The sequence below is a fragment of the Xanthomonas vesicatoria ATCC 35937 genome, from assembly GCF_001908725.1.
Taxonomy (GTDB): Bacteria; Pseudomonadota; Gammaproteobacteria; order Xanthomonadales; family Xanthomonadaceae; genus Xanthomonas; species Xanthomonas vesicatoria.
Window position 1 is genome coordinate 2838670 of the sequence record NZ_CP018725.1, and the last position, 25584, is coordinate 2864253.

Here is a 25584-nt window from a genome sequence, read left to right on the forward strand (position 1 = left end):
GACAATGCGGTCTGTTGGGTCATGGCTTGGAGGCTTCGGCGGCGGATGTACCCTCACCCCGGCTGCGCGTCCTGGCACGCGCCAGCGGTACGGGGGCTCCAAGGCACGCGCGCCAGTGGCGCGCAACCCGTGCCTGATCGCCCCGGGGGAAGAGGAGCTTTGGTGCAGCGGCGCTGACGGGCTGTGCGTTCTCCCGGGGGGAGGTGGGCGTTAATGCGTCGATGCTGATGGGCTGTCCGCGCTCCCGACGGCGGCGGAGCTTTGGTGCGTCGGCCGCAAGGGGCTGTGCACTAATGGGCATTGGGCGTGCCTGCGTTGCTGGAGACCGGCTCCGTGGGGCTGCCGGCGAACAGGGCGTCCAGCGCGGCGACCAGGGCCGGGTCGAAGCGCCAGGCGTGGACGCCGGGGGCCGGGGTGCCGGGCTCGGTGGAGGCGGCTGCATCCAGGCCGCGGCAAAACAGGTAGCGCACGCCGCCGAAGTCGCGGGCGTAGTCGTAGCCATCGCCCAGGCGGAAACGCAGCCAGCGGTGCAGGGCCACGGTGTAGATCAGCGCCTGCAACTCGTACTCGCTGTGCGCCATGGCGTGGGCCAGGGCATCGGCGTCGTAGCTGGGCAGGCGGTTGGATTTGTAGTCGAGCACGTACCAGCGGCCGTCCACGGTGTAGGTGAGGTCGATCAGGCCGGTCATCAGGCCTTCCAGGCGCTGGCGCGCGCCGAAGGCCTGGCGGTCGCTGACTACGCCAAAGCGATGCAGCAAGGCGAGCAGTGCCTCTACACGGGTGGGCCGCATGGCGAAGTGGAATTCCAGCTCGTTGCGGCGCTGCGGCTCGGGCACGGCCGCCAGGGGGGTGCCTTCGGGCAACACCACGGTGAGGGTGTGGCCGATCAGCGCGGTGAGCATGCGCAGGCCGTCGTCGAGGTCGTCCTGGGCATAGCCGCCGCGTTGCAGGGCCTCGACGATCGGGGCGGCTTGGCCATCGGGCGCGGGTTGGCCGGGCTGCCACGCATGCCAGGCGGCGAAGTCGCAGCGCTCGAACACGTCGTGCATCACCACGCCGAAGCGGTTGCCGGCAAAGCGCGGGTCGAAGGCGTCGACCTCGGTGGCCACGGCGATCGCCTCGCTGCCGGCCGGTTCGTCGCTGCCGCCACTGCCGACCACCGTGGCGCTGGCCATCGGGTCGCTGGCGGCGCCGGCATCGGCGTTGGCCAGCTGGGTGAAGCTGTAGACCCACCACTCCGGGGCGATATGCCGCTGCGGGGTGCGCGCCGGCGGCACCTGCGCTTCGAGCGGCGGTGGCAGGCGCGGCAGGTTGGTCGGCGGGGTGCTGGTGTCCACCACCACCGTGCCCTCGCCTGCCGCGCCGTGCAGCGCATCGAGCGCGCGCAGCATGCCGGCCAAGGCGGTGCGTTCATGCTGATGGAAGCTGCCGCTGGCGATCCACAGCGCATGCTCGGCGCGGGTCAGGCCGACGTAGAGCAGGCGCGCGTCTTCGGCGCGTTGTTCCTGCTTCCAGGCCGCTTCGGCGGCGCTCCAGGTTGGGTCGTCTTTCTCCGTCTTCCAGTGCAGCTGGCGGCCAAGCTCCGGCGCATGCACCACGCAATGGCGGCCGGCGCCCTTGTCGCTGCGGCCGATGCCGATGTACGGCAAAAATACCAGCGGGTATTCCAGGCCCTTGCTCTTGTGCAGGGTGACGATCTGCACGCGGCGCGCGTCCGATTCCAGCCGCAGTTGCTGGGCTTCGTCGTTGTCGTCGGCATTGGCGATGCGGCGTGCCAGCCAGTCGACCAGGCCATGCGGGCCGAGTGCGCGCACGTCGGCTTCCTGCAGCAGTTCGGCCAGCTGCAGGTAATTGGTGAGGCGGCGCTCGCCATCGACCAGTGCAAGCAGGCGTTGCCCGTGCGTGGCGCCCAGCTCGCCGATCAAGGCCAGCGGGCCGCCGCGCTGCCAACGTTCGCGCCAGTCCAGTGCATGCTGCTGCCAGCGGCGATGGCGTTCGCCGTCGTGTTCTAGCGCGGCAATGGCGGTGGCGTCTTCGCCGATCAGCACGGTGGCCAGCGCGGCGCGCAGGCGGCTATCGTCGCCAGGGTCGAGCAAGGCCTGCAGCAGGGCCAGCAGTTCCAGCGCCTCGTCGGTGGCGAACAGGCTCTGCTTGCCGGCGGCGACCGCTGGAATACCCACCGCGCCCAGTGCTTGCTGGATGCGCGTGGCCTCGCCATGGCTGCGCACGAGCACGGCGATATCGCCCGCCTGCACCGGGTTGCCATTGATGGTGGCGGTGCCGTCGCGGCCACCGGCCAGCCAGCCGCGAATGGCGGCAACGCACGCGGCGGTGGCCAGTTCGCGGGCGCGGCCGGCGCTCCAGGGCTTGGGCTTGGGCTTGCCCTTGCTTGGCGGCGGCGGTTCCGGCGCGCGCCACAACGTCAGCGCCGGGGCGGTGGCGCCATCGCGCTGCAGGTCGGCATCGTTGCGCTTGGTGCCGGGCTGCACCGGGTGGAAGGCAATGCCGTCGGTGAGGAAGGCGTCGGTGTAGCCGGCCTGCGCGTACAGCGCGTCGATCGCGGCAAGCACCCCGGGGCGCGAGCGGAAATTATGACTCAGCGGTGGCGCCAGTTCGGCGGTGATCGCCGCGGCCAGATAGGTGCGCACGTCGCCGCCGCGGAAGCCGTAGATGGCCTGCTTGGGGTCGCCGATCAGGAACAGCGCCGGCTCCAGGCCCGCCGCACGTGCGAGTGGGCCTTCGCCGAACACGTTGGAGAAGATCCCCCACTGGCGGTCGTCGGTGTCCTGAAATTCGTCCACCAGCGCGATGGCGTATTGCGCGCGTAGGCGTTGCACCAAGGCATCGGCTTGCGGGCCTTGCAGCGCGTGCGCCACGCCGTCGACCAGGTCGTCGTAGGTCTGCACGCGGCGCTGGCGCTTGAGCAGCGCCAGCCGTGCGATGGCATCGTCGCGCAGTGCGTGCAGCAGGCGGATGCGGCGGCGGGTGCGCCATTGTTCGACGCGTGCCAGCGCGGTGAGATAGCCGTCGATTTCGTGGCTCATCGGCGAGGCCGGCGTGCGGTCGACGAACTTCTTGTTGGTGCCCGATACCAGCTCGGCAGCAGTCAACTTGAGTAGCCTGGGGTGCGGCGCATGTTCGAGCGACGGCGCGGCGGCAAAGTTTTCGAACCAGTGCCACAGCGCGGTGAGCCACTCCGGTTTGTAACTGACCTTGCTCAAGATGCCGCCATCGATGGCGGACATGAGGGTTTCGAAAAACGCCGTGCCATGCGCCTGGAACGCACCTGCCAGCGCGTGGCGTGCATCGTGCACGGCCTGCAGCACTCCGGCGGCATCATCGCTGCCGGCGTCGGTCGCTGCCGGCAGGATCTGCGGGTGCCGCACCAATGCGCGCAGATCGGTGGCCAGTGCGGGCGGGCCGCCCGACCACAGCGCGATCAGATCCTCGGCCATCGCCGCATCGGCGGCACGTTGGCGCCACAGATCGGCAGCCACTTCGCCCAGCAGTTCGCGGTCGTTGGCGAGCAGTTGCGGCGCGGCAAACGCCTGGCCGCTTTCCAGCGCGTGTTCGCGCAGCACCCGTGCGCAGAACCCGTGGATGGTGAACACCGCCGCCAGGTCGATTTCTTCCACCGCCTGCTGCAGGCGGCGGCGCAACGCAGCCGGGGTTTCCTCGCCGTGGGCCAGATGCGCGGTGAGCAGGGCACAGGTGAGCAGCGCATCGGGCGCCGCTGTGGGCGCGTCTTCGTTAGGTGCGTTCGCGGCCGGAGCCGCTCCTACGGCAGCGTCGGGTACGAGGGTTGCGGCCAGCACCAGGCGTTCGCGGATGCGGCGGCGCAATTCCTGCGTGGCCGCTTCGGTAAAGGTCACCGCCAGGATCTGGCCGATGCGCAGGCCGCGTTCGACCACCAGCCGGGTGAACAGCGTGGCCAGGGTGAAGGTCTTGCCGGTGCCGGCGCTGGCTTCGATCAGGCGCACGCCGTGCAGCGACAATTGCAGATACGGGTCGGTCGCAGGCGTACTCATTCGGCGTCGTCCTGAGCGCCGTGCCAGTGTCGCCAACTGTCGATCAGACGCTCCGGGGCGAGCGAGGTATCGGTGTTGCCGCGTTCAAGCAGGTCGTACACGCGCTGGCTGGTAGTGGCGAAGTCTGCAAAGCGCTGTGCATCGGCAAACGGGTCGCGGCCGCGGTTGACCAGGCGCAATTCCGGGCTCTGCGATTCGCTCCAGCCGAAGCTGGCCTGCCATTGCCCGGCGGCGTCCTTAATGGCCTTGTCCAGATCACCACTGCGTGCGCCCAGGTGGTATTTCCAGCTGCTGTACGGCGCAAACGCCAACGGCATTTGCAGGCCGCGGCAATACAGTTGCAACAGTTCACCCAGGGCGTGTTGCGCCTGTGCCTGCGAGAGCGGTGCGGGGTCGATGGGATGCGGGCCCAGGCCGTCATCGTGTTCGAAGAAGCGCACATACGGCGCGTGCTCGCCGGCGGCACGCAGCAGCAGCCATTCCAGGCCGTGACGGATCGCGCTGCGGCCGCTGAGCGCGCCGACCTGCACCCGCCCCACGCCATCGGCGTACCAACCAGGCACGCGGCCATGCACTTCCGTCGCGCCGATCTGCACCTGCAGCCGGCGCGACTGTGCGGGCGCTTCGCCACGCCATTGCCGGAATGCCTGCGCATACGGGCGCAGCTGGGCCACCCGCTCATCGAGCTGGCGGCGCCCCAGCGGGCCGGATGGCAGCAGTGCGCGCGCGCGCAGACGCTCGTACAGCCGCTCGGTGTCGTCGGCCAGCGCCGCTTCGAACACCTGCTGCTGCAGGCCGTAGTGGTCCAGCCCGCGGGTGGAGGCGAGCAGTGGTTCGAGGTCGCTGTCTTCGCTGGCCGGATCGGGCAGCCGCATGCCCAGGCGGTGGCGCAGGAACTGCCCGGCCGGGTCGCCGAACAGGCGGCGCAGGTCGTCCATGGACACGTTGGCAGGCAGCGCAACGGTGTCGGCCGGCAGTGCGCCGGCCACCCACGGCGCCAGCGCCCGGCGCCGCCCGGTCAGGCTGTCCACCGCCGGGCGCCATTGCCGGCGATAACTGAAACGGCGTGGGTCGGCGTGCGCGTCGTCGCCCACCGCGCCGAACGCCGCGGCGGCGAATGGCTGCAACGGGTGACGCACTACCAGTGTGTCGAACGCCGCTGGGTCGGCGTGGTACTGCGCCGCGCTGCCCAGCAACTCGCTCACCAGCACCGACGGCTCACGCACGCTGCCATCGCGCGCGTCGGCGCCGAGATAGCTCAGGTAGAACACCTCCTGCGCAGAGGCGAACAACTGCAAAAACAAGAACCGGTCGTCCTCGCGCGTTGAACGATCACCGTGGCGGCGACGCTCGGTGCCCAACTCGGCGGTGAGCCGATTGAGCCCGGCGGCCGGGTCGCGGCGCGGGAAGTCGCCGTCGTTCATGCCGAGCAGGCAGATCACCCGGAACGGCAGCAGGCGCATCGGCACCATGCGGCCGAAACTGATGCCGCCGGTGAGCAGCGGCGCGCGCGTGTCCGACTCGCCCAGCACCGCAGCGAAATGCGCGCGCACCACCTCGGCTGGCACCTTGCCTGCGTAGTCGGCGCGCACCGCATCGCGGGCGAACTGGTCGATCAAGCTGCGCAGGCGGTCCAGCGCGCGCTGTGCACGCGGTGCGGTGGGCGCTTTTGGCATCAGCGCCTCCAGCAGGCCAAGCAGACGCTCGCGCCACTCCACCGGCGTCATCGCTTCGGCCAGCACCGCTTGATGCCGTTCGAGCACGCGCAACAGCCGCAATAAGGTATCGAGCGCGGCCAATGCGCTTCCCTCCAGCTGCGGCCACGGCGCCACGCCATCGATGTCGTCGTCGGCACCGCTGGCATGCCCCAGCAGCAGCCGGTCCAGCGCGAAGCGCCAGGTGTAGGCGTCGTCGCTCGGGGCCTGCAGTTGACGCCGATGCGCCGCATCCAGACCCCAGCGCGCGCCGGCCGCGTGCAGCCAGCCGCGCAGGCGTTCCAGCCCGGCTTCGTCCAGGCCAGCGGCTTCCGCAATCGGTGCGCTGGCCAGCAGGTCGAGAATTTCATGCAGGCCGAAGCGTGCGATCGGCAAGCCGAGCAAGCTTAGAAAAACCTCGGCCAGCGGCTCGCTTGCCAGCGGGCTGGCATCGGCCAGCGCATACGGCAATGCGTCGTCGTTGCCGTGGCTGCCGAACACCGCGTCCAGATACGGCACGTACGGGTCGATATCCGGCGACAACACCGCAATCTCGCGCGGCTGCAAGGGCGGGTCGAAGCGCGGGTCGTCGAGCAAGGCACGCAGCTGGTCGTGCAATACCTGCAACTCACGCAGCCGCGTGTGGCAGGCGTGCGCCTGCAGGCTGGGGTCGTGCAGATTCACCGTCGGCAACGCGGCCGGTACGCGTGGCGCGCGGCGATGGAACAAATCGCTCTGCATGCGCCGCAACAGGCTGTCGCCCAGGCCGCCATCGGCCAGCGCGCGACGGCCGGACTCCAGCGGGTCGGCATAGGCGGCGATTTCGGCCAGCGGATGCACCACCTCGTAATCGCCCACCAGCGCCATGAAGTCGCGCCCGGCCGCGCCCCAGGCCTGCAGCAGCGGGTTTTCCTGCACCTGTTCGGCGAACAGCTGCACCGCGCCGTCTTCGCGCCGGCGTTGCCACAGGGTCTGCAAATCGCCCCAATAGTCTTGCGTGGGCGTGGGCAGATAGAAATGCAGCGTGCCCACGCGCGCCTGCGTGGCCAGCACGCGCAGCACGTCGGGCGAGATATTGAGGATGGCGAAGGCGAACAGCCGGCCCGGCAAGCCCTGTGGCAAAGGCCCGTCGGCGCGCGCGTACCGGTCCAGATACTGGCCGATGCGGCGCGCGCGGTATTGCCGGCCGGAAGCGATGCTGCGCCACAGCCGCGCCTGCGGATCGTCGGGGTCGGCGCCGCCTTCCCAACGCAGCAACCAGTCGCGGCGCCAGGCCTGGTATTTCTCGAACACACTGCCCAGCTCGCCGGCCAGCGCCCACGGCTTGAGCGCGTCGCCGTCAGACAGATAGCCGGCCAGCGGTGCCAACGCCGCATCGCTGCCCAGGTCCGATTGCAGGGCCGCGTACAGCCGCCACTGCGTGGTGGCCATGTCCAGATCGTCGTCGGCCGGGCCCAGGTTGCACTCCAGCGCGCGCGCGACGAATTCACCGGGGGTCAGGAATTCCAGATTCGCCGCCACCCCGTGCTCGGCCGCCAGCGTGGATTGCAGCCAGCGCCGCATCGCCACCTGCGGGATCAGCACCACCTCCGGTTGCAGCAGCGGCTGCCCGGGTACCGGTCGTCGCAGTTCCTGGGCCAGCAGGGCAGCCAGGGTATCCAGCGCATTGGATGGATAAAGGCGGAAATCGGGCGCGGAGGTGACGTGCATGCGTGCGCGCATTGTGCCGGATGCGCGCGTGATGCGCTGTCGGCGCTGGCCGCAATCTTCCCTGGCGCTGATGCACGTGCGCCGTGCTGTCGAGCGCGCAGGCGCGCTGCAATCCGATGCAGCCCCTCATTACCAATGCCGTGCGGCGCAGCATTCGACGCCGCGTGCGGATCGCGCGACGTCAGATGGATGTGGCCGCCGGCCGGCGCATCGACGCTGCCCGGCAGCGCCGCGTCGGCCAGCACCGGAGTCAGAGCGGTGCACATTCCCGCGCCGCGATCGCATGACAGCCGGCGTGCGAACTGCGTGATCGCGACCGCAGGTCGAACAAGGGCAGGCCATCAAGCGGCGGGCCAACCGCATCCACCGGGCAAACGTCGCAAATGCGATGGGCCGGGGTCATCGCCCGGCCCATCGCGTTGCTTGCTGAGCGGGCCTGCGCCGCGATCAGTATTTCTTTTCCAGATTGATCATCCAGGTCTGGTCGTTGTTGCTGTCGCCATCGGTGATGCCGCGGTATTCCAGGCGCGTGGACAGGCCTTGCTCGGTCAGCAATGCCGCGCCGATACCGACCATCAACCGGTTGCGGTCGAACGCACTTTGCGCGGTGCGATAGAACGGGCCGCCGCTGAGATCGGCATAGCTCAGCGTGGCATCGCCACGGCCCTGGAAGTCGCGCTGATACTCCACGCGCAACTGCGGGGTCAGACGTCCCCAGCGCACTTCGCGGCGCCACTCCAGGCGCAGGCCCAGGTTGCCGGTCGTGGTGGCCACATCCATGTCGGCATAGCGCAGTGCGAACGGCGCCACGCCGTCTTCCGCATAGCCATCCAGCGTGGCACGTGCCACATCCACCCGCGCATACGGGGTGATCTGCACGTCGCCGCGCTGCAGGTCGGCACCGGTGGACAGCGAGGCGATCCACTGCTTGCCGTCGCGGTTGCCCTCGGCCAGCGAACTGTCGTCGGTGACGAAGCGGCGCAGGTCGTAGGACAACATCTGGTAACCCACCAGGGTGTCGAAGAAGAACGCCTTGCCCGGGTGGAAGCTGGCATACAGCGCCATGGTGTACGCGGTGCCCTTGCTGCGGCTGCCGCGCGTGCCCACATCGCTGTCGTCGCGGCCCCAGCCCAGGCCCGCACCGATCGCCAGCGACTGCGCAACCCGGTAGTCGGCGCCGACGCTCAAGCCGTCGGTCTGGAAGTCCACCCCATTGCTGTTGGTCTGCCGGTTCAAGCTGCCCGAGCGGATCGCACCGCCGATCCACAGGCCCAGGTCGCCCTGGCCCTGCACACCCTCGCTGCTGCCCGCCGCCGCCGCCGCCGACGCATCGCGGAAGTCGTTGTCGGCGTCCTGGGTGTCCGGGCTGCACGGCTGCGCCGCGATGCCGCGCTCGGCCTGGCGGCAATGCGAGGTGGGCTGGAAGCTCACCGCGTTGGTGAAGCTGCCACCACCACGGTGGGTGGCTTCCAGACGGCGCTGGAAGTTGTCGATCTGCGCACGGGCAAACCGCCGCGTGGACTCGGACTGCGCATCGATCAAGCCACGCACTTCCGCGTCCTGGCTCGGGTCGCGGCGCGGCGCGATGTTGAACACCACACTGGCCGGCACCGAGGTTGCGAAGGCGTTGGACAAGGTGAACTGCACCGTGGCCTGGCCGACGAACGCCGGGTTGGGGGTAAAGGTCAGCATGAAGCTCGGCGTTTCGGCCATTGCCGCCGCGGCCGGCGACGGGCCGCCGGTGGCGCGCGCCGCGGCGGCGGTGGCAGTGCCGCCCACCCGGGTGATGGTGGCAGTACCGGCCGAGGCCGGCAGCACCGCGACCACGGCCGCAGCCACAAACGGCCCGCCGGTGGCATTGCGGGTGATGTCCACCTGCTGTGCTTCGCCGGGCACCGCCTCCGCGGTCACCGACACCGCCACCGGCCGCGCGTTGACCGTGATGGTCAGCGTGGTGGCCGCCGAGGTGCCGCCACTGCCGCTCGCGGTATAGCTCACCACGTCGGTGCCGATGAATCCGGCGTTTGGCGTGTAGACCACATCCAAGCCATTGACCACGGCACTGCCATTGGTCGGCGCAGTGGTAATGGCAATCGCGGTGATCGTGCCGGTGTCGTTGCCCGTCACCGCCACCGTCACGGCGGTGCCGTCCATGGTCACGGCAGTGTCTGCCACCGCCACCGGCGCGGCGCTGCCCACGCTGACGCTGTAGGCCTGCGCCGAGCTGGCAGCACTGGCGTCGGTCACGGTGATGGTGAAGTTGCTGACGCCTTCGGCACTGGGCGTGCCGGACAGCGTGCCGTCGGCAGCCAGCGTCAACCCGGCCGGCAAGGTGCCGCTGGTCACGCTGAAACGGTAAGGCGCCACGCCGCCGGACACGGTCAATGTCTGGCTATAGGCGGTGCCATTGACGGCCGGCGGCAACGTGCCCTGCCCGATCACCAGCGTGGCCGCGCCGATGGTCAGTGCATAGCTGCGCGAGGCCTGCGCGGCCGGGCTGGGCGTGCTGTCGGAGGCAGTGAGGGTGAAGTTGAACGTGCCCGCCACGGTAGGTGTGCCGCTCAGTCCACCGGTGGCCGTGTCCAGCACCACGCCAGCCGGCAGCGCGCCGCCAGTCAGCGCATAGCTGTAGGGCGCAGTACCGCCGGTGGCCGGAGTGATGGCCGCGGTGTACGCCTGCCCTGCCGTGCCCGCAGGCAAGGTGGATGCAGGCAGCACCAGGGTCGGGCCAGCTACGGTCAGCGCATACGCCTGCGTGCCGGTAAAGCTGTTGGCATCGGTCGCCTGCACGGTGAAGTTGAACGTGCCTTCCACTGTCGCCGTACCCGACAGCGTGCCGTTGCTGGCCAGGGTCAGGCCCGCCGGCAACACGCCGCCGGCAATCGCATAGGTGTACGGCGCGGTGCCGCCACTGGCGCTCAACGCCTGGCTGTACGCAGTGCCACGTGTGGCACCGGGCACCGTGGTCGGTGCGACCACGACTTGCGGGGCAGCGATGGTCAGCGCATAGCTGCGCGAGGCCTGCGCGGCCGGGCTGGGCGTGCTGTCGGAGGCAGTGAGGGCGAAATTGAACGTGCCCGCCACGGTAGGTGTGCCGCTCAGCCCGCCGGTCGCCGCATCCAGCACCACGCCGGCCGGCAGCGCGCCGCCAGTCAGCGCATAACTGTAGGGCGCAGTACCGCCGGTGGCCGGAGTGATGGCCGCGGAGTACGCCTGCCCTGCCGTGCCCGCAGGCAAGGTGGATGCAGGCAGCACCAGGGTCGGGCCGGCCACGGTCAGCGCGTATGCCTGCGTGCCGGTGAAGCTGTTGGCATCGGTCACCTGCACGGTGAAGTTGAACGTGCCTTCCACCGTTGCCGTACCCGACAGCGTGCCATTGCTGGACAGGGTCAGGCCCGCCGGCAATACGCCACTGGCAATCGCATAGGTGTACGGCGCGGTGCCGCCACTGGCGCTCAACGCCTGGCTGTACGCAGTGCCACGCGTGGCACCCGGCACCGTGGTAGGTGCGACCACGATCTGCGGGGCAGCGATGGTCAACGCATAGCTGCGGCTTCCTTGCGACGGCGTTCCCGAGGTGCTGTCCGTGGCCGTCAGGGTGAAATTGATTGTAGGTACCGGGCGCCGTGGGCGTGCCGCTCAGCGCACCAGTTGCGCTATTGACCGTGATCCCGGCCGGTAGGACGCCGGCAGCCAGGGCGTAGGTATAGGGCGCGATACCGCCGCTAGCCGGCGTGATGGCGGCCGAGTAGGCCTGACCGGCGGTTCCCGGTGCCAGCGTGGTGGCCGGCAGGTTCACGGCCGCGCCGGCAACCACCAGCGTGTAAGCGCGGCTTCCGGTGGTCGGCGCTCCGCTGTCGGTGGCGCTCACGGTGAAGTTGAAGCTGCCGCTGGCGGTCGGGGTGCCCGTCAGCACGCCGCTGGCGCTCAGGGTCACCCCGGCCGGCAACGCACCGGCACTGAGCGCGAAGGTGTACGGGGCGGTACCACCGCTGGCCGACAGATTTTGAGTGTAGGCGGTGCCCGCCGTTGCCGCCGGCAGCGACGCCGGGGCGATGATCACCACGGCATCGTCGTTGTTGATGGTGCCGGTACCGGTGGCGCGGGCGATGGTGGCATTGGTGGCGCTGGACAGCACCACGCGATAGGTCTCGTTGGGCTCCACCGAGAGATCGCCGTTGACGGAAATCGCCACGGTCTGCGTGGTGGTTCCCGGGGCGAAGCTCAGCGTTCCCGAGCGGGCGGCGTAATCGCTGCCAGCCGTGGCGGTACCGTCGGCGGTAGCGTAATTGACCGTGACGGTCTGGCCGCTGGCCGTGCTCAGGCTCACCGTGAAGGTGGCCGTGGTGGTGCCGCTGTTGCCCTCGATCACGCTGACATCGTCGATCGACAGCGCCGGCGCCGTGTCGTCGTTGACGATCGTGCCAAGGCCCTGTGCATCGGCCACATTGGCGCCGGTGACATTGCTGACGTTGACGAAGTAGGTTTCGTCCGGTTCGTTGAGGGTGTCGCCGTTGACCAGCACGCTGAAGGTGGCGCTGCTGCTGCCGGCGGGAATGGTCCGCCCGCTCAGGCTGGAGGCGACGTAATCCGACCCGGCGTTTGCGGTGCCATCGGCGGTGCCGATGTCGAAGCTGACGCCGCCGGCACCGGCCGGCTGGCTCAACGACACGGTGAAGGTGGCTGTCGTCGTACCGGCATTGCCCTCGTTCACCGAGACGTCGTTGATGCTCAACGACGGCACATCGTCATTGACGATGGTGCCGGTGGCGCTGTTGGGCGAACCCACCACATACCCACTGCCCGCGCTGAGGGTGATCACGACCGTTTCGTCGGGCTCCGACGTCGCGTCCGCAGTGGGATCGATGACGATGCTGCCGCTGGTCTGCCCGGCCGGAATCACCAGCGGCGAGTTCACCGCCGCGAAGTCAGTGCCCGACGTTGCCGTGCCGCCGATGCTGAAACCGATCGAGACGGCGGTTGACGACGGATTGGTGAGTGTCACGGTGTAGGTCAGGTTGGTGCCGCCATCCTCGGCCACGCTCGCAGGCGACACCGCGATCGAGGCGGTGGTGACGTCGTCATTGACGATGGTGGCCGTCGCGCTGGCCGGGCTGCCGGGCGAATAGCCGGTGCCGTTGGCGACGCTGAAGGTCACCGTCTCGTCCGGTTCCACCACGCCATCGGCGATCGGGGTGACGCTGAAGCTGGCGGAGGAGGCATTGGGCGGCACCACGACGCTGCTCACCGCACCGGAGTAGTCGATGACGCTGGTGGCGGTACCGCTCCGGGCCAGGTTCACCGTGGTCGCCGATGTGTTGGTCTGGCTCAACGTCACCGTGTAGACGAAGGCAGCGCCGCTGTCCTCGCTGCTGTTGACCGGGCTGACCGCAATGCTGGCCGTGCGCGAGGGGTTGATGGTGATGTTGAAGGTGAGGACGTTTTCGTCCTCGTCGCGCAGGTAGAACGTATCGGAGGTCGCAGAATTCCCCCCATGCGTATAGGTGACCGTCTGGGTGCCGGGGCCACTCTGAAAGCTGAGCTGGATGCTGCCGTTGGCAGTGGAACCGCGGCCATTGGCATCCAGCGGATTGCGCGGGTCGTCGCCCATGCCGATGTTGGAGGGGCCATCGCAGTTGCTGACGTCGAACGTCACCGAACCGCTCCGATTGATCGTGGCGTTCTGGGTCGAACAATAGGCCGACGCCCCCTGTGCCCAGACCTGTCCGGGTAGCAGGAGCGCCAGGGCGCAGATCATCACGGCCACCATCCAGCGCATCGGCGCACCGGTGCCTGTTCCACGCCACTGCGGCTTGTTCACGTTTTACCCCTGATGAAGCGCCACCCCGGCGCCGGCACGGTCCTCGTGCCTGAAGGCAATGCCGCCCTAGAGACGTCATCCCCTGGCATTGCGAGCGCATTGAAACAGGAACTGACTGCCAGTTAAAGAACAAAAAATTAATACTTCATTCCAGTTCTGAATTGTCCCGGCTTGTGGGACGCGGTCGCGACGGGTATCTGTACGGCGACCCCCGACACATGTCGGCGGCGCACCGACGCAGGGAGAGCTGCATGAGCGAGTTTTTCATCGGCCAGGTCATGCTGACCGGTTTCGCCTTCGCGCCGAAATATTTTGCGCAATGCAATGGCCAGCTGCTGCCGGTCAATCAGAACCAGGCATTGTTCAGTCTGCTAGGGCCGCGCTTTGGCGGCGATGGCCGGACTACGTTTGCCCTACCTGATCTGCGCGGTCGCACACCGGTCGGGTACGCGCCGTCGGCCGATGCGAACCGGCAGCCGCCGGTTGCACCGATGGGTCAGGCGGGCGGCGCGGAGGCGGTGACCCTGTTGCCCGCCAACCTGCCCGCGCACAACCACCTGGTGGAATGCAGCAGCACCGGCGGCAACAACCGCACACCGACCGGCCGCGTGTTTGCCACCAACATGGTCACTTCGGGTGCCGCCACGCCGCTATATGCCGCTCCGGGAACGACGGTTCCGCTGGCGCCGGCAACGGTCGCGCCCGCTGGCGGTGACCAACCGCATCCGAATCTGCAGCCCTACACCACGATCAATTTCTGCATCGCGCTGTCGGGCATTTTCCCCTCGCGCAGCTAAACGCGACCGCATTCGGCTGCGCCTGAACGCGCGGCGCCTCATCGACCAGGAAGGATCACATGGGCACTCCATTCATCGGCGAAATCCGCATGTTCGGCTTCGGCCGCACGCCTCAGGGCTGGCAGGCGTGCGACGGCTCGCTGCTGCAGATCTCCGAATACGAAGCACTGTACCTCCTGCTAGGCAGCTCGTATGGCGGCGATGGGCAAACAAACTTCGGGGTGCCGGATCTACGCGGACGCCTGCCGGTTCACCAGGGCCAGGGCCCTGGCCTGAGCAACTACGTGATCGCCCAGAAGAGCGGTACCGAAACGGTGGCCGTGACCGTGCCGCAGATGCCGGCGCATACCCATGTCGCACAGGTCACGACGGTGGCGGCAACCAGCCCCTCACCGGCCGGACTCCTGCCCGCGGCGGTCGGTGCCACGCTGTTCTATGCCAGCGACGTGACCGGGGCCACCGCGCTGGCGATGTCCACGCAGAGCACCTCGTTCACAGGGGGTAGCCAGCCGCACGACAACACGATGCCGACGCTGACGGTGCAGTACTGCATCGCCACCACGGGCATCTTTCCACAGCAGTCCTGATCCACGGCGCCGCGCCGAGCCGGTCGCGGCCTGCGTCGCTCCACCGGAGGAAATGCGCATGACCGAACCCTATTTCGGCGAAATCCAGTTGTTTGCCTTCGATTACAACCCATACGGTTGGGCGCTGTGCAACGGCGCAACTCTGCCGGTCATGCAGAACACCGCGCTGTTCTCGTTGCTGGGCGTGGCCTATGGCGGCAACGGCAGCACCACATTTCAGTTGCCGAACTTCTCCGCGCGCGCCGGCTGCCAGCAGGGGGCGGCGCCGGGTCTGACGCCCCATGCGCTGGGCAATGCGTTCGGCTCCGCCTCGGTGAGCCTGTTGAGCACGCAGATGCCCAACCACGAGCACGGCTTCAACGCGTTCTCGCAAGCGGATCCGAGCAAGAAAAGCGGCACCCCCAGCAGCGGAGCCGCACTGTCGAACTTGAACAGCAACAGCGACCGGCCGTTCAATGCAGTCGCACCCGACCAGCAGTTTTCCCCGACCATGGTGCTGCCCGCCGGCAACGGCCAGGCGCACGAGAATCGGCAGCCCTATCTGGCCATGAACTTCTGCATCGCGCTGCAGGGCGATTACCCGGTGTTCGACTGAGGCCATGCCGCACCTGCGTCTCAGGGTCGCGCCGATCGATCTGGAACCGCCTGCTGCACTGGGCGTGCCAGGCGGCGTGCTTCGGCCCGAGCGCGCCGCCGATCTGCACTGGCTACGCGATCTCTACGCCAGTACGCGGCGCGAGGAACTGGCGCAGGTGCCGTGGGCAGAGCAGACCAAACGCGCGTTTCTGGACCAGCAATTCGCGTTGCAACGCGCCCATTACCTGCAGCATTTCGCCGGTGCCGACTTGTTGATCGTCCAGGTTGGGCCATTGCGTATCGGCCGCCTGTACCTGCACCGCACCACCACGCAACACACGCTGGTGGATATCAGCCTGCTGCCGGACTGGCGCGGCAAGGGCATTGGCTCGCACCTGATCGCCTACACGCAGGCATCCGCCCGCGCTGCGGGGTGCGCCGTGTGCCTGCATGTGCTGCACGCCAACCCTGCCGCGCAGCGGCTGTATGTTCGTCACGGCTTCATTGCGGGGTGCAGCACCCAGACGCATCTGCAGATGCACTGGACTCCCCATGCTCAACTGCTCAGCTGAGCGTGCTCAATTGAACACGGCCTGATACAGGAACCCGTCGCGTTCGCGCGCCACCGGCACCAGAAAGATGCCGATCTCGCCCAGGCGCGCGTGACGCATCTGATAGGTCTGTTGCGGAAACAAAAAGGCCGAGCCATTGCGAAACAGCAGCGAGAACGGCGCACGCTGCGCGTTGCGTGTGTCCTGCAGTGGCCTCGCTTCCACCAGCACGAACGGTACCTCGCCCTCATTCAAGGAGGCAGCGAAGGTTTCGTTGACGCTGCCGGCGAAGTGTTCAAGCGTCAGCAACTCCATGGATGATTCCTTTCATGACGATGTGCACGGATCGTCGCGTGGTTCGCGCAGGCGCCACAAGATGGCGATGCCAACAACGCGACGCACTCGACACATCGGAGCGACGCGGCAGGCGCCATCGCAGTGCGCACGTGGTATCCGACTATGACAACGCGTGATCGCCACAGATTCTGAAACGCCAGCCGCACCTGCAGCGACTCCCTACTGCAGCGTACGTTCGGTAGGCGTCGCATGCAGCGCAATCGTCCGTGCGTTGCGGGACACGCTGTTACGCAGATGGCGACACGGGCGGCCCCATTGTCTGCCGCATGAATGCGACAATACTGCACGCGGCGGTTCGGTTATGTTCAGCCGTGTGACAGTTACTCTATCGCGTTGGAATTCTGTTAAAGGCCTCGATGACGGCGTCCGCCTCTTCTGTCGTGCAACTGTCCGGTATCCGCATCGATCGCGGCGGGCGGACGATTCTGCGCGACGTATCGCTCGACGTGCCACGCGGCAGCATCACCGCCGTGCTCGGTCCGTCCGGTAGCGGCAAGTCCACGCTGCTGGCGGCATTGACCGGCGAGCTGCGCCCGGTTGCCGGCACGGTCACCTTGTTCGGCAACGCCATTCCCACCGGTAGCCGGGCACTGCTGGAGATGCGCCGCAACGTCGGCGTGTTGCTGCAGGGCAATGGCCTGCTCACCGACCTGAGCGTGGCCGACAACGTCGCGCTGCCGCTGCGCACCCACACGCGACTGCCGGCGCCGGTGCTGCAGCGCCTGGTACAGATGAAGCTGCATGCGGTGGGCCTGCTGGCCGCTGCCGATGCCTGGCCGCGCGAGTTGTCCGGCGGCATGGCACGGCGTGTGGCACTGGCGCGCGCGCTGGCGCTGGACCCGCCGTTGATGATCTACGACGAACCGCTGACCGGGCTGGACCCGATCGCCTCGGGCGTGATCATGAGCCTGATCCAGCGCCTCAATGACAGCCTGGGCCTGACCAGTATCATCGTCAGCCACCACGTGCACGAAACTCTGCCGATCAGCGACCAGGCAGTGGTGATCGCCAATGGCGGCATCGTGTTCGCCGGCACCCCGGCGCAGTTGCAGGACAGCACCGACCCGCTGGTGCAGCAGTTCCTGCACGGCCAGCCGGATGGCCCGATCGCTTTCGATGCGGCGCCGCGCCGCGACCGGAGTGCTGCCTGATGGCCTTCGTCGAATCGATTCGCGCCTTCGGTCGCGCCGGGCTGTTTTCGTTGACCGTGCTGCGCGGCTCGTTGCCCACGCGCGATTTCATTGCCGAGCTGGTGCGCGAGATCTACAAGGTCGGCGCGCGCTCGCTGCCCATTATCGCCGTCGGCGGCGCCTTCGTCGGGCTGGTGCTGACCTTGCAGGGCTACCGCACGCTCACCACCTATGGTGCGTCGGACGCGCTGTCCACGCTGCTGGGGCTGTCGCTGTACCGCGAACTGGCACCGGTGCTGACCGCGTTGTTGTTCATCGGCCGCGCCGGCAGCTCGATCGCGGCCGAGCTCGGCTTGATGCGCGCCACCGACCAGATCAAGGCGCTGGAGCTGATGGCCATCGACCCGGTGGCCAAGGCAGTGGCGCCGCGCTTCTGGGCGGCAGTGCTGACGGTGCCGCTGCTGACCGGCGTGTTCTGCTCGCTGGCGATCACCGGCGGCTATTTCGAAGCCGTGCACGTGCTGGGCATCGACAACGGCACATTCTGGTCGGGGCTGAGCAACAGCGTCGATTTCTGGGACGACTTCGGTGTGGCGATGCTCAAGTCGGCGATCTTCGGCGGCACGGCGGCGCTGGTCGCCGCCTACGTGGGCTTTCATGCCGAGCCGACCATCGAAGGCACCTCCATCGCCACCACCCGCGCGGTGGTGAATGCCTCGTTGCTGGTGCTGATGTTCAACTTCGTCCTTTCTGCAATGTTGTTTAGGTGAGATAGCCCATGGCCATGCGTGGACCACGACTCGAATTCGCCGTTGGCGCCTTTTTGCTGCTGACCCTGGCCTCGCTGCTGGTGCTGGCGGTGGCCTCGACCAACCAGCGCTGGGGCTTCGGTTCCAGCCAGTACACCCTGATCGCGCGCTTCAGCCAGATCGGCCAGCTGCGCGCGCAGGCGCCGGTGAAGATCGGCGGGGTGACCATCGGCAAGGTGGCCGACATCAGCCTGGATCCGACCAAGTTCGATTCGGTGGTGACGCTGTCGCTGGACACGAAATACAAGGACCTGCCCGCCGACACCTCGGCCGGCATCTTCACCAGCGGACTGCTCGGCGAGAGCTATATCGGTCTGCAGCCGGGCGGCGACCCGGAGACGCTCAAGCCGGGCGAAGAGATCGGCTTCACCCAGCCGGCGGTGGATCTGCTGCAGCTGGTCGGCAAGTACATGTTCAGTGGCGGCGGTGATAAATCCGCTGCAGACGGTCAGGCCGCCCCGCCTGCCCAGCCCGCTTCTCCCTCTACGGAACCGCATCAATGAAGACCACCCTGCTCTCTGCCATTCTGGCCTCGACCCTGCTGGTGTGCGCACCGGCCACCGTGCTGGCCCAGCCGGCTGCCGCCAGCGCGTCCGCGCAAGGCGCGGCTACCAAGACCGTCATCGATAGCAGCACCCGCATCCTGACCACGCTGGACCAGCGCCGCGCCGAGTTCCGCAGCAACCCTGCCGCGCTGCGCCAGTACATCAATGGCGAATTGAACAAGGCCTTCGACCGCGACTACTCCGCGCGCCTGGTGCTGGGCGTGCATGGCCGCGGCGCGTCCGACGCAGACATCAAGCTGTTTGCCGACGCGCTGGCCGAGAACCTGATGCAGCGCTACGGCACCGCGCTGCTCAACTTCGAAGGCAAGCCGACCTTCCGTGCCAAGTCCGAAAGCGCGCTGCCGGGCAACCGCGGCGTGAAGGTATCCACCGACCTGCTGCGCGCCGGCAACGACCCGACCCCGGTCGACTACCTGATGCGCAACAGCGGTGGCCAGTGGAAGATCTTCGACGTGATGATCGAAGGCATTTCCTACGTGCAGACCTTCAAGACCCAGTTCGATGGCCCGTTGCGCGAGAAGGGCATCGCCAAGGTCGCCGCCGATCTGCGCAGCGGCAACCTGCAGGTCGGTGCGGCACCGGCCAATGGCAAGTAACAGCATCGTGCAACGCAACGGCGACACGTTGGCATTGACCGGCGTGCTCGACCGTGCGGCAGTCACTGCGGCCTGGCCGCAGGCGATCGCCCAGCTAGATGGCGTGCGCACGCTGGACCTGACAGGTGTACAACGCCTAGACAGCGCCGGCGTTGCGATGCTGGCCGAACTGGCCGCGCGCCTGCGCGGCAACGGCACTGCGGCGGTGGTGGGCGAGGCGTCCGGTCTGGACGAATTGCGCGCCGCCTATCGCTTGTCCCCCACTCTCGATTTTCAGGCCTGAGCGCCACGCCATGACCCAGTTACGCACCCTCCCCTTGCTGGCCTGCCTGCTGTTAGGTGCCTGCGCCAGCCACACGCCAAAGTCGGCACCGCCGTCGGCCAGTGCCGATACTTCGTCCAGTACGGAAACCCCGGTGCGCGACGATTCCGGCGTGACCGCGCAACCGGCGGCCGCCGGCTTCGCCGCGCCCGACGCGGTGCCCGCCAACGTGGCCGCAGCCTCTGCCCAGCCGTCCGCTGCCGGCACCGACACCGCCGGTGCGCCCACCTCGGCCGAAGACGACTTCGCTGCGCTGTATGGCACGGCCACGCCACAGGCAGGCGCCGATGGTGCGCCGGCGCAGCCGGGTGCCGCACCGGCCTACGACCCGTGGGAGCGCTACAACCGCGGCATGCACCGCTTCAACATGGCGGTGGACCGTGGCGTGGCGCGTCCGCTGGCCACTGGCTACACCAAGGTGGTGCCGCAACCGGCACGCCTGGGCGTGACCAACTTCTTCGACAACCTCGGCACGCCGTTGACCATGGTCAACCAGCTGCTGCAGGGCCATCCGGTCTATGCGGCGCAGTCGCTGGGGCGCTTTGTCATGAATACCACCTTGGGCGTGGCCGGCCTGTTCGATCCGGCCAGCGCGGCCGGGATTCCGCGGCGCAGCGAAGACTTCGGCCAGACGCTGGGCGTGTGGGGCTGGCGCAACTCGCGTTACTTCGAGCTGCCGTTGTTCGGCCCACGCACCGTGCGCGACACCTTCGGCCTGGGCGGCGACATCCCGCTGTCGCCGTTGCGCCAGGTGGACGACAGCGGCGCACGTTTCGCACTGCAGGGCTTGCAGCTGGTGGACACGCGTTCGCAACTGATGTCGCTGGATTCGCTGCGCGACCAGGCACCGGACGAATACGCGCTGACGCGCGATGCCTGGATGCAGCGCCGCAATTACCAGATCGTGCGCGATCTGCGCAGCCACCGCGACAAGAACAACGAGCTGCCGGATTATCTGCGCGAAGACAAGGACAGCACGGTGCCGGTGGACGCGATGCCGATCCCCAACTGGGTGCGTTGATCGGCTGCGCTTGCGCGTCTGCGAGAAGATGAAAGACAAAAGCCCGGGAGCGATCCCGGGCTTTTTTGTGCACTAAAAATCTTAATTACTTATTTCTCGAAAGGCCAGCATTTGCATGAGCGACTCTTCAGTGCCGAACAGAGAAAAAGGGTTGATATTCATTGCATCAAGTTGGCGTAAAAACGTTCGTCTAAGTTGCGCAGGTATAACAAACTTTTCCAACCTATCTTGCCTATCTGTTACTCCGCCCATGGCAGATTCATGCTGCAAATAACACCAATCGTCGTCAAACTTGCCAATGCATGCCGTGTACTCGGACTGCTGAATAAAATGTCGTTTATGCGCAGTCACGTATTGACCCAGAGTGGCAATCTCGGGAGAGCCAACTACACCACCCTTTCCAAATCCCAAGTTTTCTACATACATGTAAAGCGCGGAATCTCCCTGATGATCTTGACCACTGCAAGCGAAGAACAAAGCAACATACAGCGATCTACTCCAATCAAGTAAAGGAGTAGGAAATCCATGATGCCTTAGGTAAACCATGAATTCATACTGCCCCGCCAGTAGGCTGATCTGGGACAAGGGGAACGTGGTCCCAGGAACTTTCTGATTTCGCAGATTGAATTCGAATAATCTATCTGTATAAGCTTCGATTCCGGGCTTAACCTTGGCTAGGTAGCGAGCATACTCATCGAGAGAAAGATCTTTTTTTCCAAAGCGCTCCAAAGTCGTCTCCAACTTCCATTCCGCTCGTGACTGGCCACGAAACAAGATTGGCGATACGTAACGATCGCCATCCGAAGACCTCGCACCACACTCGGTTTTAAGCGCTTCTGCATACTTTTCCAACTCATGCAGACTTACTACTTTTTTTTCTTCCATGAATTTCCCCTCAAAAAACGACCAGGTTTAAGCGGCTAACGCCGCATCCACCGCTGCGCGAAGACGTGCATCGCCTGCCGGCACGTCGGGAGCGAAGCGATCGATGATCTTGCCGTCGCGGCCGATCAGGAATTTTTCAAAGTTCCACAGCACGCCCGGCGCGGGGTTTGCGGCAATGCCGTAGCCGGCGAGTTTCTCGCGCATCGGGCCATCGCCGGTGGCGCTCGGGCGTGCGCTGGTCAGGGCCTGGTACAGCGGATGGGTGTCGGTCCCGGTGACGGCGATCTTGGAGAACATCGGGAAGGTGACGTCGTAGGTGAGCTGGCAGAACTGTGCAATCTCCGCCTCGCTGCCGGGCTCCTGGCCGTTGAAGTCGTTGGCCGGAAACGCCAGCACTTCCAGGCCCTGCGCCTGCTTGTCGCGGTACAGCGCTTCCAGGCCCTCGTATTGCGGGGTGAGGCCACACTTGGAGGCGACGTTGACCACCAGCAGCACCTTGCCGCGGTAGTCGGCCAGGGTGGTCGGCTCGCCTTCGATGCGGGTCACGGGAATGTCGTACAGCGTCTGGCTCATGCGTGCATCCTGATGTCCATGGAGAACGACGAGCATAAGCTCGCATGCAGGCGAGCGCGATGCCCGCCTGTATCTAACGTGGTCACGTCATGCTGACCAGCGATGCACGCATGTGTCCTCAAGGGGCCGTGGATCTGGATTGTGTGGGCTGCGATGCCGCTGTCTTGCACCGCGCAGGCCTCACGCCCACATCAGTCGATGCATAGCGCCGCCTGTCCTTTGCCGCCCACCACAACCTGGCGGCAGCCGAAGCGGTCACTGTCGCGCTGGCAGGTGCCGGTGGTGGCGGTACCGGTCGGCACGATGCTGGTGGCCAGGCAGTCGCCGCTGCAATCGCTGTTGTCGGTGCAGGTCTTGCCGGCATCGGCATACGGCACGATGCAACGCGGAATCTGCATGCGGCCCACCGGACGCAGTTGGCCGCCCTTTGCGGTGCATGAGGCCGCGTCGGTAGACGCTGCATCCGCTGCTGGTGGCGAACTGGCTGCAGCGCCGGACTTGGCAGGCGGCGTAGCGCTACATGCGGTCAGCAACAGCGCGCACAGCATTGGGTGGATCCATCGGGCCGCCATGGGAATCTCTCTCGGAAAAGGTGCGTGCAAGCATCGCGGTGACGATGTCTGCGTGGCGTGGTTGGCATGGACGCAAAACAAAACTGCGGTTGTAGGAGCGTACCCGGGCGCGATGGGGCGGTTATCGGTACGGCGCTGTCGCGCCCGGGTGCGCTCCTACGGTTGGCTGGCGTCTTCGGGTGGATTATTCCTGCTCGTCGCCGGCGTCGTCGTCGGTGCCGTTTGCGGCATCGTCCAGCAGCGCCTGCGATTGCTCGCCGGCCAGGGTTTCCACACCGCGCAATCGGCGTTCGATGGTGCGGGTCTTGCGGCTGGCCTCGCCCAGGCTCTTGCCGACGGTGCTGATCTGCCGCTCGGCCTTCTCCAGAATGCCGGCGAACTTGCCGAACTCGCTCTTCACTGCACCTAACACCTGCCAGACCTCGCTGGAGCGTTTTTCGATCGCCAGCGTGCGGAAGCCCATTTGCAGGCTGTTGAGCAAGGCGGTGAAGGTGGTCGGGCCAGCCAGCACCACGCGATGCTCGCGCTGCAGCAGATCGACCAGGCCGGCGCGACGGATGACTTCGGCATACAGGCCTTCGGTGGGCAGGAACATCACCGCAAAATCCGTCGTATGCGGCGGGCAGACGTACTTGTCGCTGATCGACTTGGCCTGCACGCGGATGGCGCGTTCCAGCTGGGCGGTGGAATTTTTGATCGCGTCCAGGTCGCCTTTTTCCTGCGCGTCGATCAGACGCTCGTAGTCCTCGCGCGGGAACTTGGCGTCGACCGGCAGCCATACCACGGTGTCGTCGCCGCGCCCGGGCAGGCGTATCGCAAAATCCACCGCTTCGGCGCTGTCGGGTTTGACCCGCACGCCGCGCGCGTACTGCTCCATCGTCAGCGTCTGCTCGAGGATGTTCTCCAGCTGCACTTCGCCCCAGCCGCCGCGGTCCTTGACGTTGGTGAGCACGCGCTTGAGATCGCCCACGCCGGTAGCCAGTTGCTGCATTTCGCCCAGGCCGCGCTGCACCTGTTCCAGGCGCTCGGAGACGAGTTTGAAAGACGCATCCAGGCGCGTGTTGAGCGTGGTCTGCAGTTTTTCGTCGACGGTGGCGCGCATCAGTTCCAGTTTGCTGGCGTTGTCGCTTTGCAGGCTGGCCAGTTGCTGTTCCAGCGTGGCGCGCATTTCACCGATGCGCAGTTCGTTGCGCTGGGTGAGTTCGCTCAGGCGTTGACCAAGCGCTTCGGTGAAGCGTTGCTGCGACTCCCCGGCTTCGGCGCGGCTCTTGCGGGCATCCTCGGCCAGCGCCTCGCGCAAGGCGGCCATATGGGTGTCGGTGCGTGCGATCAGGTCGGTCAGTTGCTGCCCGAAGACGTGGATGCGGGTTTCCTGCTGCTGGCCGAAGCCTTCGAGCTGGGTGCGCAGTTCGGTGAGCCGCAGGGTCAGCAATTCGCCGGTGCGCTGCTGCGCCAGGCCGCTCTCTTCGCGTGCCTTGCGGGCATCTTCGCCAAGCGCGTCGCGCAGCAGGTCCAGACGTTGATCGGTGCGGGTGGACAGTTCGGTGAGATTGCGCGCGAAGGTTTCCAGGCGCCCGTCCTGCTGCCGCGCCAGGCCTTCGAGTTGCTCGCGCAGTTCGCCGCGTCCGTCGCGTTGTTCGGCGCGCAGCGCATGCTCCAGCGCGGTAGTGGAAGGACGCCGCAGCAGGGCCAGCAGCTGCAACACGAGGACTACCACGAGCAGTCCGAGAAGGATCAGGGATTCGGATGACATGCGTGCAGTGTAGCGGGGCCGGTCGCAGCGGCTGCGTCAGTGCGATGCCGGTTGGGTGGTAATGATCACCGGCGCAGGCGCGTCGGACGTTGCGCCTGCGGCAACGCGCATTAGCGCTGCGGGATGCGGCAACAAGACAGCGGCCATGCCGGGCCGCTGTCTTGTCTGAGGCGCCTGCGCTCAGAAGCCTTCCAGCACCAGCTTGCCGCGGGTGCGATGCGATTCCAGTGCGGCGTGGGCGCGGCGCAGGTTGTCGACGGTAATGCGGCCGTAGTGCTCGCCTAGCGTGCTGCGCAGCGTGCCGCTGTCCACCAGCGCGGCGACGCGGTTGAGCAGGTGGTGCTGGGCAATCATGTCGTCGGTCTCGAACAGCGAGCGGGTGAACATGAATTCCCAGTGCAGCGACGCGCTCTTGCGCTTGAGCGGCAGCACATCGAGCGTGGCCGGGTCGTCGATCAGCGCCAGCTGGCCCTGCGGCGCGAGCACCTCGACCAGCTGGGCGAAGTGCTGGTCGGTGTGGGTCAGGCTGGCGACGTGCTCGACCTGGGCGATGCCGATGCGCTGCAGGCCCTCGCTCAGCGGCTGGGTGTGGTCGATGACATGGTGGGCGCCGAGCGCATACACCCAATCCTGCGTCTGCGGCCGCGAGGCGGTGCCGATCACGGTCAGCTTGGTCAGCGTGCGCGCCAGCTGCACCAGGATCGAGCCGACGCCACCGGCGGCGCCGACCACCAGCAATGTCTGGCCCTGCCCGCCGTCTTCGGCGATGCGCAGGCGGTGGAACAGCAATTCCCAGGCGGTGATCGCGGTCAGCGGCAATGCGGCGGCCGAGGCGTCATCGAGCGTGGTCGGCTTGCGCCCGACCAGGCGTTCGTCCACTAGGTGGTATTCGGCATTGGTGCCCGGGCGATTCAAGGTGCCGGCGTAGTACACCGCATCGCCAGGCTGGAACAGGCTGACTGCGCTGCCCACCGCATCGACCACGCCGCTGGCGTCCCAGCCGAGCACACGCGGCGCATCGACCGCCGCATTGGCGCGCACCTTGGTATCGACCGGATTGACCGAGATGGCATGGATGCGCACGCGTAGATCGCGCGGGCCGGGCGCGGGCAGCGGCAGGTCGAGCGCGACCAGCGCGCGCGGGTCGTCGATGGGCAGACCGTGTTGCGGGTAGGCGATGGCTTTCATGACGGGCGTCGTGCGGGGAGGGAACTGCATGGTCGGCCGCCGGGATTA

Annotated in this window: 21 protein-coding genes and 3 pseudogenes; 12 read left to right on the plus strand and 12 right to left on the minus strand. The window is 67.0% G+C overall.

The window, feature by feature from the left end:
* Nucleotides 1-290: 290 nt before the first annotated feature.
* The 4 genes and pseudogenes from recB to BJD12_RS25325 all read right to left on the minus strand — a co-directional run.
* On the minus strand, nt 291-4028 hold the full coding sequence (gene recB, locus BJD12_RS12290; protein WP_005993893.1) for an exodeoxyribonuclease V subunit beta: 3738 nt from the start codon (nt 4026-4028) through the stop codon (nt 291-293).
* Nucleotides 4025-7432 carry an exodeoxyribonuclease V subunit gamma gene (gene recC, locus BJD12_RS12295; protein WP_005993891.1) on the minus strand — a complete coding sequence of 1136 codons (3408 nt, stop codon included), beginning with the start codon at nt 7430-7432 and terminating at the stop codon, nt 4025-4027. Before recC ends, recB begins: the two co-directional genes overlap by 4 nt.
* A 447-nt stretch (nt 7433-7879) precedes the next feature.
* On the minus strand, nt 7880-10948 hold the full coding sequence (locus BJD12_RS25240) for a putative Ig domain-containing protein (RefSeq protein ID WP_425480537.1): 3069 nt from the start codon (nt 10946-10948) through the stop codon (nt 7880-7882).
* 151 nt (nt 10949-11099) lie between these two features.
* Nucleotides 11100-11498, minus strand: a pseudogene (locus BJD12_RS25325) (Ig domain-containing protein); the annotation flags it as partial.
* On the opposite strand from BJD12_RS25325, the gene BJD12_RS25330 reads away from it, so the two are divergent.
* Nucleotides 11452-11580 (plus strand): hypothetical protein, encoded by a 129-nt coding sequence (locus tag BJD12_RS25330; RefSeq protein WP_425480531.1) that lies wholly within the window; start codon nt 11452-11454, stop codon nt 11578-11580. The pseudogene BJD12_RS25325 and the gene BJD12_RS25330 overlap by 47 nt on opposite strands.
* 20 nt (nt 11581-11600) lie before the next feature.
* On the opposite strand, the pseudogene BJD12_RS25335 reads toward BJD12_RS25330, so the two are convergent.
* A pseudogene (locus BJD12_RS25335) lies at nt 11601-11804 on the minus strand (Calx-beta domain-containing protein); the annotation flags it as partial.
* On the opposite strand from BJD12_RS25335, the gene BJD12_RS25340 reads away from it, so the two are divergent.
* Nucleotides 11722-11916: a hypothetical protein gene (locus BJD12_RS25340; RefSeq protein WP_425480532.1), complete on the plus strand. Its 195-nt coding sequence runs from the start codon at nt 11722-11724 to the stop codon at nt 11914-11916. The pseudogene BJD12_RS25335 and the gene BJD12_RS25340 sit on opposite strands and share 83 nt — an antisense overlap.
* A gap of 26 nt (nt 11917-11942) precedes the next feature.
* On the opposite strand, the pseudogene BJD12_RS25345 reads toward BJD12_RS25340, so the two are convergent.
* Nucleotides 11943-13211 (minus strand): annotated as a pseudogene (locus BJD12_RS25345) (Calx-beta domain-containing protein); the annotation flags it as partial.
* Between the two features lie 293 nt (nt 13212-13504).
* Here BJD12_RS25345 and BJD12_RS12310 point away from each other — a divergent pair.
* The 4 genes from BJD12_RS12310 to BJD12_RS12325 are packed head-to-tail and all read left to right on the plus strand — an operon-like array spanning nt 13505 to nt 15785.
* The gene (locus tag BJD12_RS12310) at nt 13505-14050 is read left to right on the plus strand and encodes a phage tail protein (protein ID WP_042827894.1); all 546 of its coding nucleotides are present in this window, start codon (nt 13505-13507) and stop codon (nt 14048-14050) included.
* Between the two features lie 59 nt (nt 14051-14109).
* On the plus strand, nt 14110-14637 hold the full coding sequence (locus BJD12_RS12315; protein ID WP_005991448.1) for a phage tail protein: 528 nt from the start codon (nt 14110-14112) through the stop codon (nt 14635-14637).
* Between the two features lie 58 nt (nt 14638-14695).
* Entirely contained in the window at nt 14696-15232 is a 537-nt protein-coding gene (locus BJD12_RS12320) for a phage tail protein (protein ID WP_039410645.1), read from the plus strand.
* A gap of 4 nt (nt 15233-15236) precedes the next feature.
* Nucleotides 15237-15785 carry a GNAT family N-acetyltransferase gene (locus tag BJD12_RS12325; RefSeq protein WP_005991444.1) on the plus strand — a complete coding sequence of 183 codons (549 nt, stop codon included), beginning with the start codon at nt 15237-15239 and terminating at the stop codon, nt 15783-15785.
* A gap of 6 nt (nt 15786-15791) precedes the next feature.
* Here the strand turns inward: BJD12_RS12325 and BJD12_RS12330 are convergent, their stop codons facing one another.
* Entirely contained in the window at nt 15792-16079 is a 288-nt protein-coding gene (locus tag BJD12_RS12330) for a DUF6916 family protein (protein ID WP_005991442.1), read from the minus strand.
* A gap of 398 nt (nt 16080-16477) precedes the next feature.
* Between BJD12_RS12330 and BJD12_RS12335 the strand changes: the two genes are divergently transcribed.
* From BJD12_RS12335 to BJD12_RS12360, 6 genes are read left to right on the plus strand one after another with little or no spacing between them, the layout of a single operon-like run.
* Entirely contained in the window at nt 16478-17272 is a 795-nt protein-coding gene (locus tag BJD12_RS12335) for an ABC transporter ATP-binding protein (RefSeq protein ID WP_005991440.1), read from the plus strand.
* A complete protein-coding gene (locus BJD12_RS12340; RefSeq protein ID WP_005991438.1) occupies nt 17272-18021 on the plus strand; it encodes an MlaE family lipid ABC transporter permease subunit in 750 nt (249 codons plus the stop codon). The genes BJD12_RS12335 and BJD12_RS12340 overlap by 1 nt, the downstream gene beginning before the upstream one ends.
* Nucleotides 18022-18029: 8 nt before the next feature.
* Entirely contained in the window at nt 18030-18563 is a 534-nt protein-coding gene (mlaD, locus tag BJD12_RS12345) for an outer membrane lipid asymmetry maintenance protein MlaD (RefSeq protein ID WP_005991436.1), read from the plus strand.
* Nucleotides 18560-19222 (plus strand): MlaC/ttg2D family ABC transporter substrate-binding protein, encoded by a 663-nt coding sequence (locus BJD12_RS12350; protein ID WP_005991434.1) that lies wholly within the window; start codon nt 18560-18562, stop codon nt 19220-19222. Before mlaD ends, BJD12_RS12350 begins: the two co-directional genes overlap by 4 nt.
* Complete coding sequence (locus BJD12_RS12355; RefSeq protein WP_005991433.1) at nt 19212-19505, plus strand: STAS domain-containing protein; 294 nt, start codon at nt 19212-19214, stop codon at nt 19503-19505. The genes BJD12_RS12350 and BJD12_RS12355 overlap by 11 nt, the downstream gene beginning before the upstream one ends.
* Nucleotides 19506-19515: 10 nt before the next feature.
* Nucleotides 19516-20565, plus strand: a complete 1050-nt coding sequence (locus BJD12_RS12360) for an MlaA family lipoprotein (protein ID WP_039422776.1) — start codon at nt 19516-19518, stop codon at nt 20563-20565.
* 81 nt (nt 20566-20646) lie between these two features.
* On the opposite strand, the gene BJD12_RS12365 is transcribed toward BJD12_RS12360, so the two are convergent.
* The 5 genes from BJD12_RS12365 to BJD12_RS12385 all read right to left on the minus strand — a co-directional run bounded on the left by BJD12_RS12365 (nt 20647) and on the right by BJD12_RS12385 (nt 25536).
* Nucleotides 20647-21450 (minus strand): FRG domain-containing protein, encoded by an 804-nt coding sequence (locus tag BJD12_RS12365; protein ID WP_201765714.1) that lies wholly within the window; start codon nt 21448-21450, stop codon nt 20647-20649.
* A 27-nt stretch (nt 21451-21477) separates the two neighbouring features.
* Nucleotides 21478-22023: a glutathione peroxidase gene (locus tag BJD12_RS12370; RefSeq protein ID WP_042828753.1), complete on the minus strand. Its 546-nt coding sequence runs from the start codon at nt 22021-22023 to the stop codon at nt 21478-21480.
* A 191-nt stretch (nt 22024-22214) separates the two neighbouring features.
* The gene (locus BJD12_RS12375; RefSeq protein ID WP_042828752.1) at nt 22215-22595 is read right to left on the minus strand and encodes a hypothetical protein; all 381 of its coding nucleotides are present in this window, start codon (nt 22593-22595) and stop codon (nt 22215-22217) included.
* A 184-nt stretch (nt 22596-22779) separates the two neighbouring features.
* The gene (locus tag BJD12_RS12380; protein WP_172797231.1) at nt 22780-24300 is read right to left on the minus strand and encodes a DNA recombination protein RmuC; all 1521 of its coding nucleotides are present in this window, start codon (nt 24298-24300) and stop codon (nt 22780-22782) included.
* A gap of 228 nt (nt 24301-24528) precedes the next feature.
* Nucleotides 24529-25536 (minus strand): zinc-binding alcohol dehydrogenase family protein, encoded by a 1008-nt coding sequence (locus tag BJD12_RS12385; protein ID WP_042828750.1) that lies wholly within the window; start codon nt 25534-25536, stop codon nt 24529-24531.
* Nucleotides 25537-25584: the final 48 nt, after the last annotated feature.

Bases quoted from the DNA above. Each gene is read 5' to 3' on its own strand.
- recB (WP_005993893.1), bottom strand. From the start codon at position 4,028: ATGAGTACGCCTGCGACCGACCCGTATCTGCAATTGTCGCTGCACGGC.
- recC (WP_005993891.1), bottom strand. From the start codon at position 7,432: ATGCACGTCACCTCCGCGCCCGATTTCCGCCTTTATCCATCCAATGCG.
- BJD12_RS12310 (WP_042827894.1), top strand. From the start codon at position 13,505: ATGAGCGAGTTTTTCATCGGCCAGGTCATGCTGACCGGTTTCGCCTTC.
- BJD12_RS12315 (WP_005991448.1), top strand. From the start codon at position 14,110: ATGGGCACTCCATTCATCGGCGAAATCCGCATGTTCGGCTTCGGCCGC.
- BJD12_RS12320 (WP_039410645.1), top strand. From the start codon at position 14,696: ATGACCGAACCCTATTTCGGCGAAATCCAGTTGTTTGCCTTCGATTAC.
- BJD12_RS12325 (WP_005991444.1), top strand. From the start codon at position 15,237: ATGCCGCACCTGCGTCTCAGGGTCGCGCCGATCGATCTGGAACCGCCT.
- BJD12_RS12330 (WP_005991442.1), bottom strand. From the start codon at position 16,079: ATGGAGTTGCTGACGCTTGAACACTTCGCCGGCAGCGTCAACGAAACC.
- BJD12_RS12335 (WP_005991440.1), top strand. From the start codon at position 16,478: ATGACGGCGTCCGCCTCTTCTGTCGTGCAACTGTCCGGTATCCGCATC.
- BJD12_RS12340 (WP_005991438.1), top strand. From the start codon at position 17,272: ATGGCCTTCGTCGAATCGATTCGCGCCTTCGGTCGCGCCGGGCTGTTT.
- mlaD (WP_005991436.1), top strand. From the start codon at position 18,030: ATGGCCATGCGTGGACCACGACTCGAATTCGCCGTTGGCGCCTTTTTG.
- BJD12_RS12350 (WP_005991434.1), top strand. From the start codon at position 18,560: ATGAAGACCACCCTGCTCTCTGCCATTCTGGCCTCGACCCTGCTGGTG.
- BJD12_RS12355 (WP_005991433.1), top strand. From the start codon at position 19,212: ATGGCAAGTAACAGCATCGTGCAACGCAACGGCGACACGTTGGCATTG.
- BJD12_RS12360 (WP_039422776.1), top strand. From the start codon at position 19,516: ATGACCCAGTTACGCACCCTCCCCTTGCTGGCCTGCCTGCTGTTAGGT.
- BJD12_RS12365 (WP_201765714.1), bottom strand. From the start codon at position 21,450: ATGGAAGAAAAAAAAGTAGTAAGTCTGCATGAGTTGGAAAAGTATGCA.
- BJD12_RS12370 (WP_042828753.1), bottom strand. From the start codon at position 22,023: ATGAGCCAGACGCTGTACGACATTCCCGTGACCCGCATCGAAGGCGAG.
- BJD12_RS12375 (WP_042828752.1), bottom strand. From the start codon at position 22,595: ATGGCGGCCCGATGGATCCACCCAATGCTGTGCGCGCTGTTGCTGACC.
- BJD12_RS12385 (WP_042828750.1), bottom strand. From the start codon at position 25,536: ATGAAAGCCATCGCCTACCCGCAACACGGTCTGCCCATCGACGACCCG.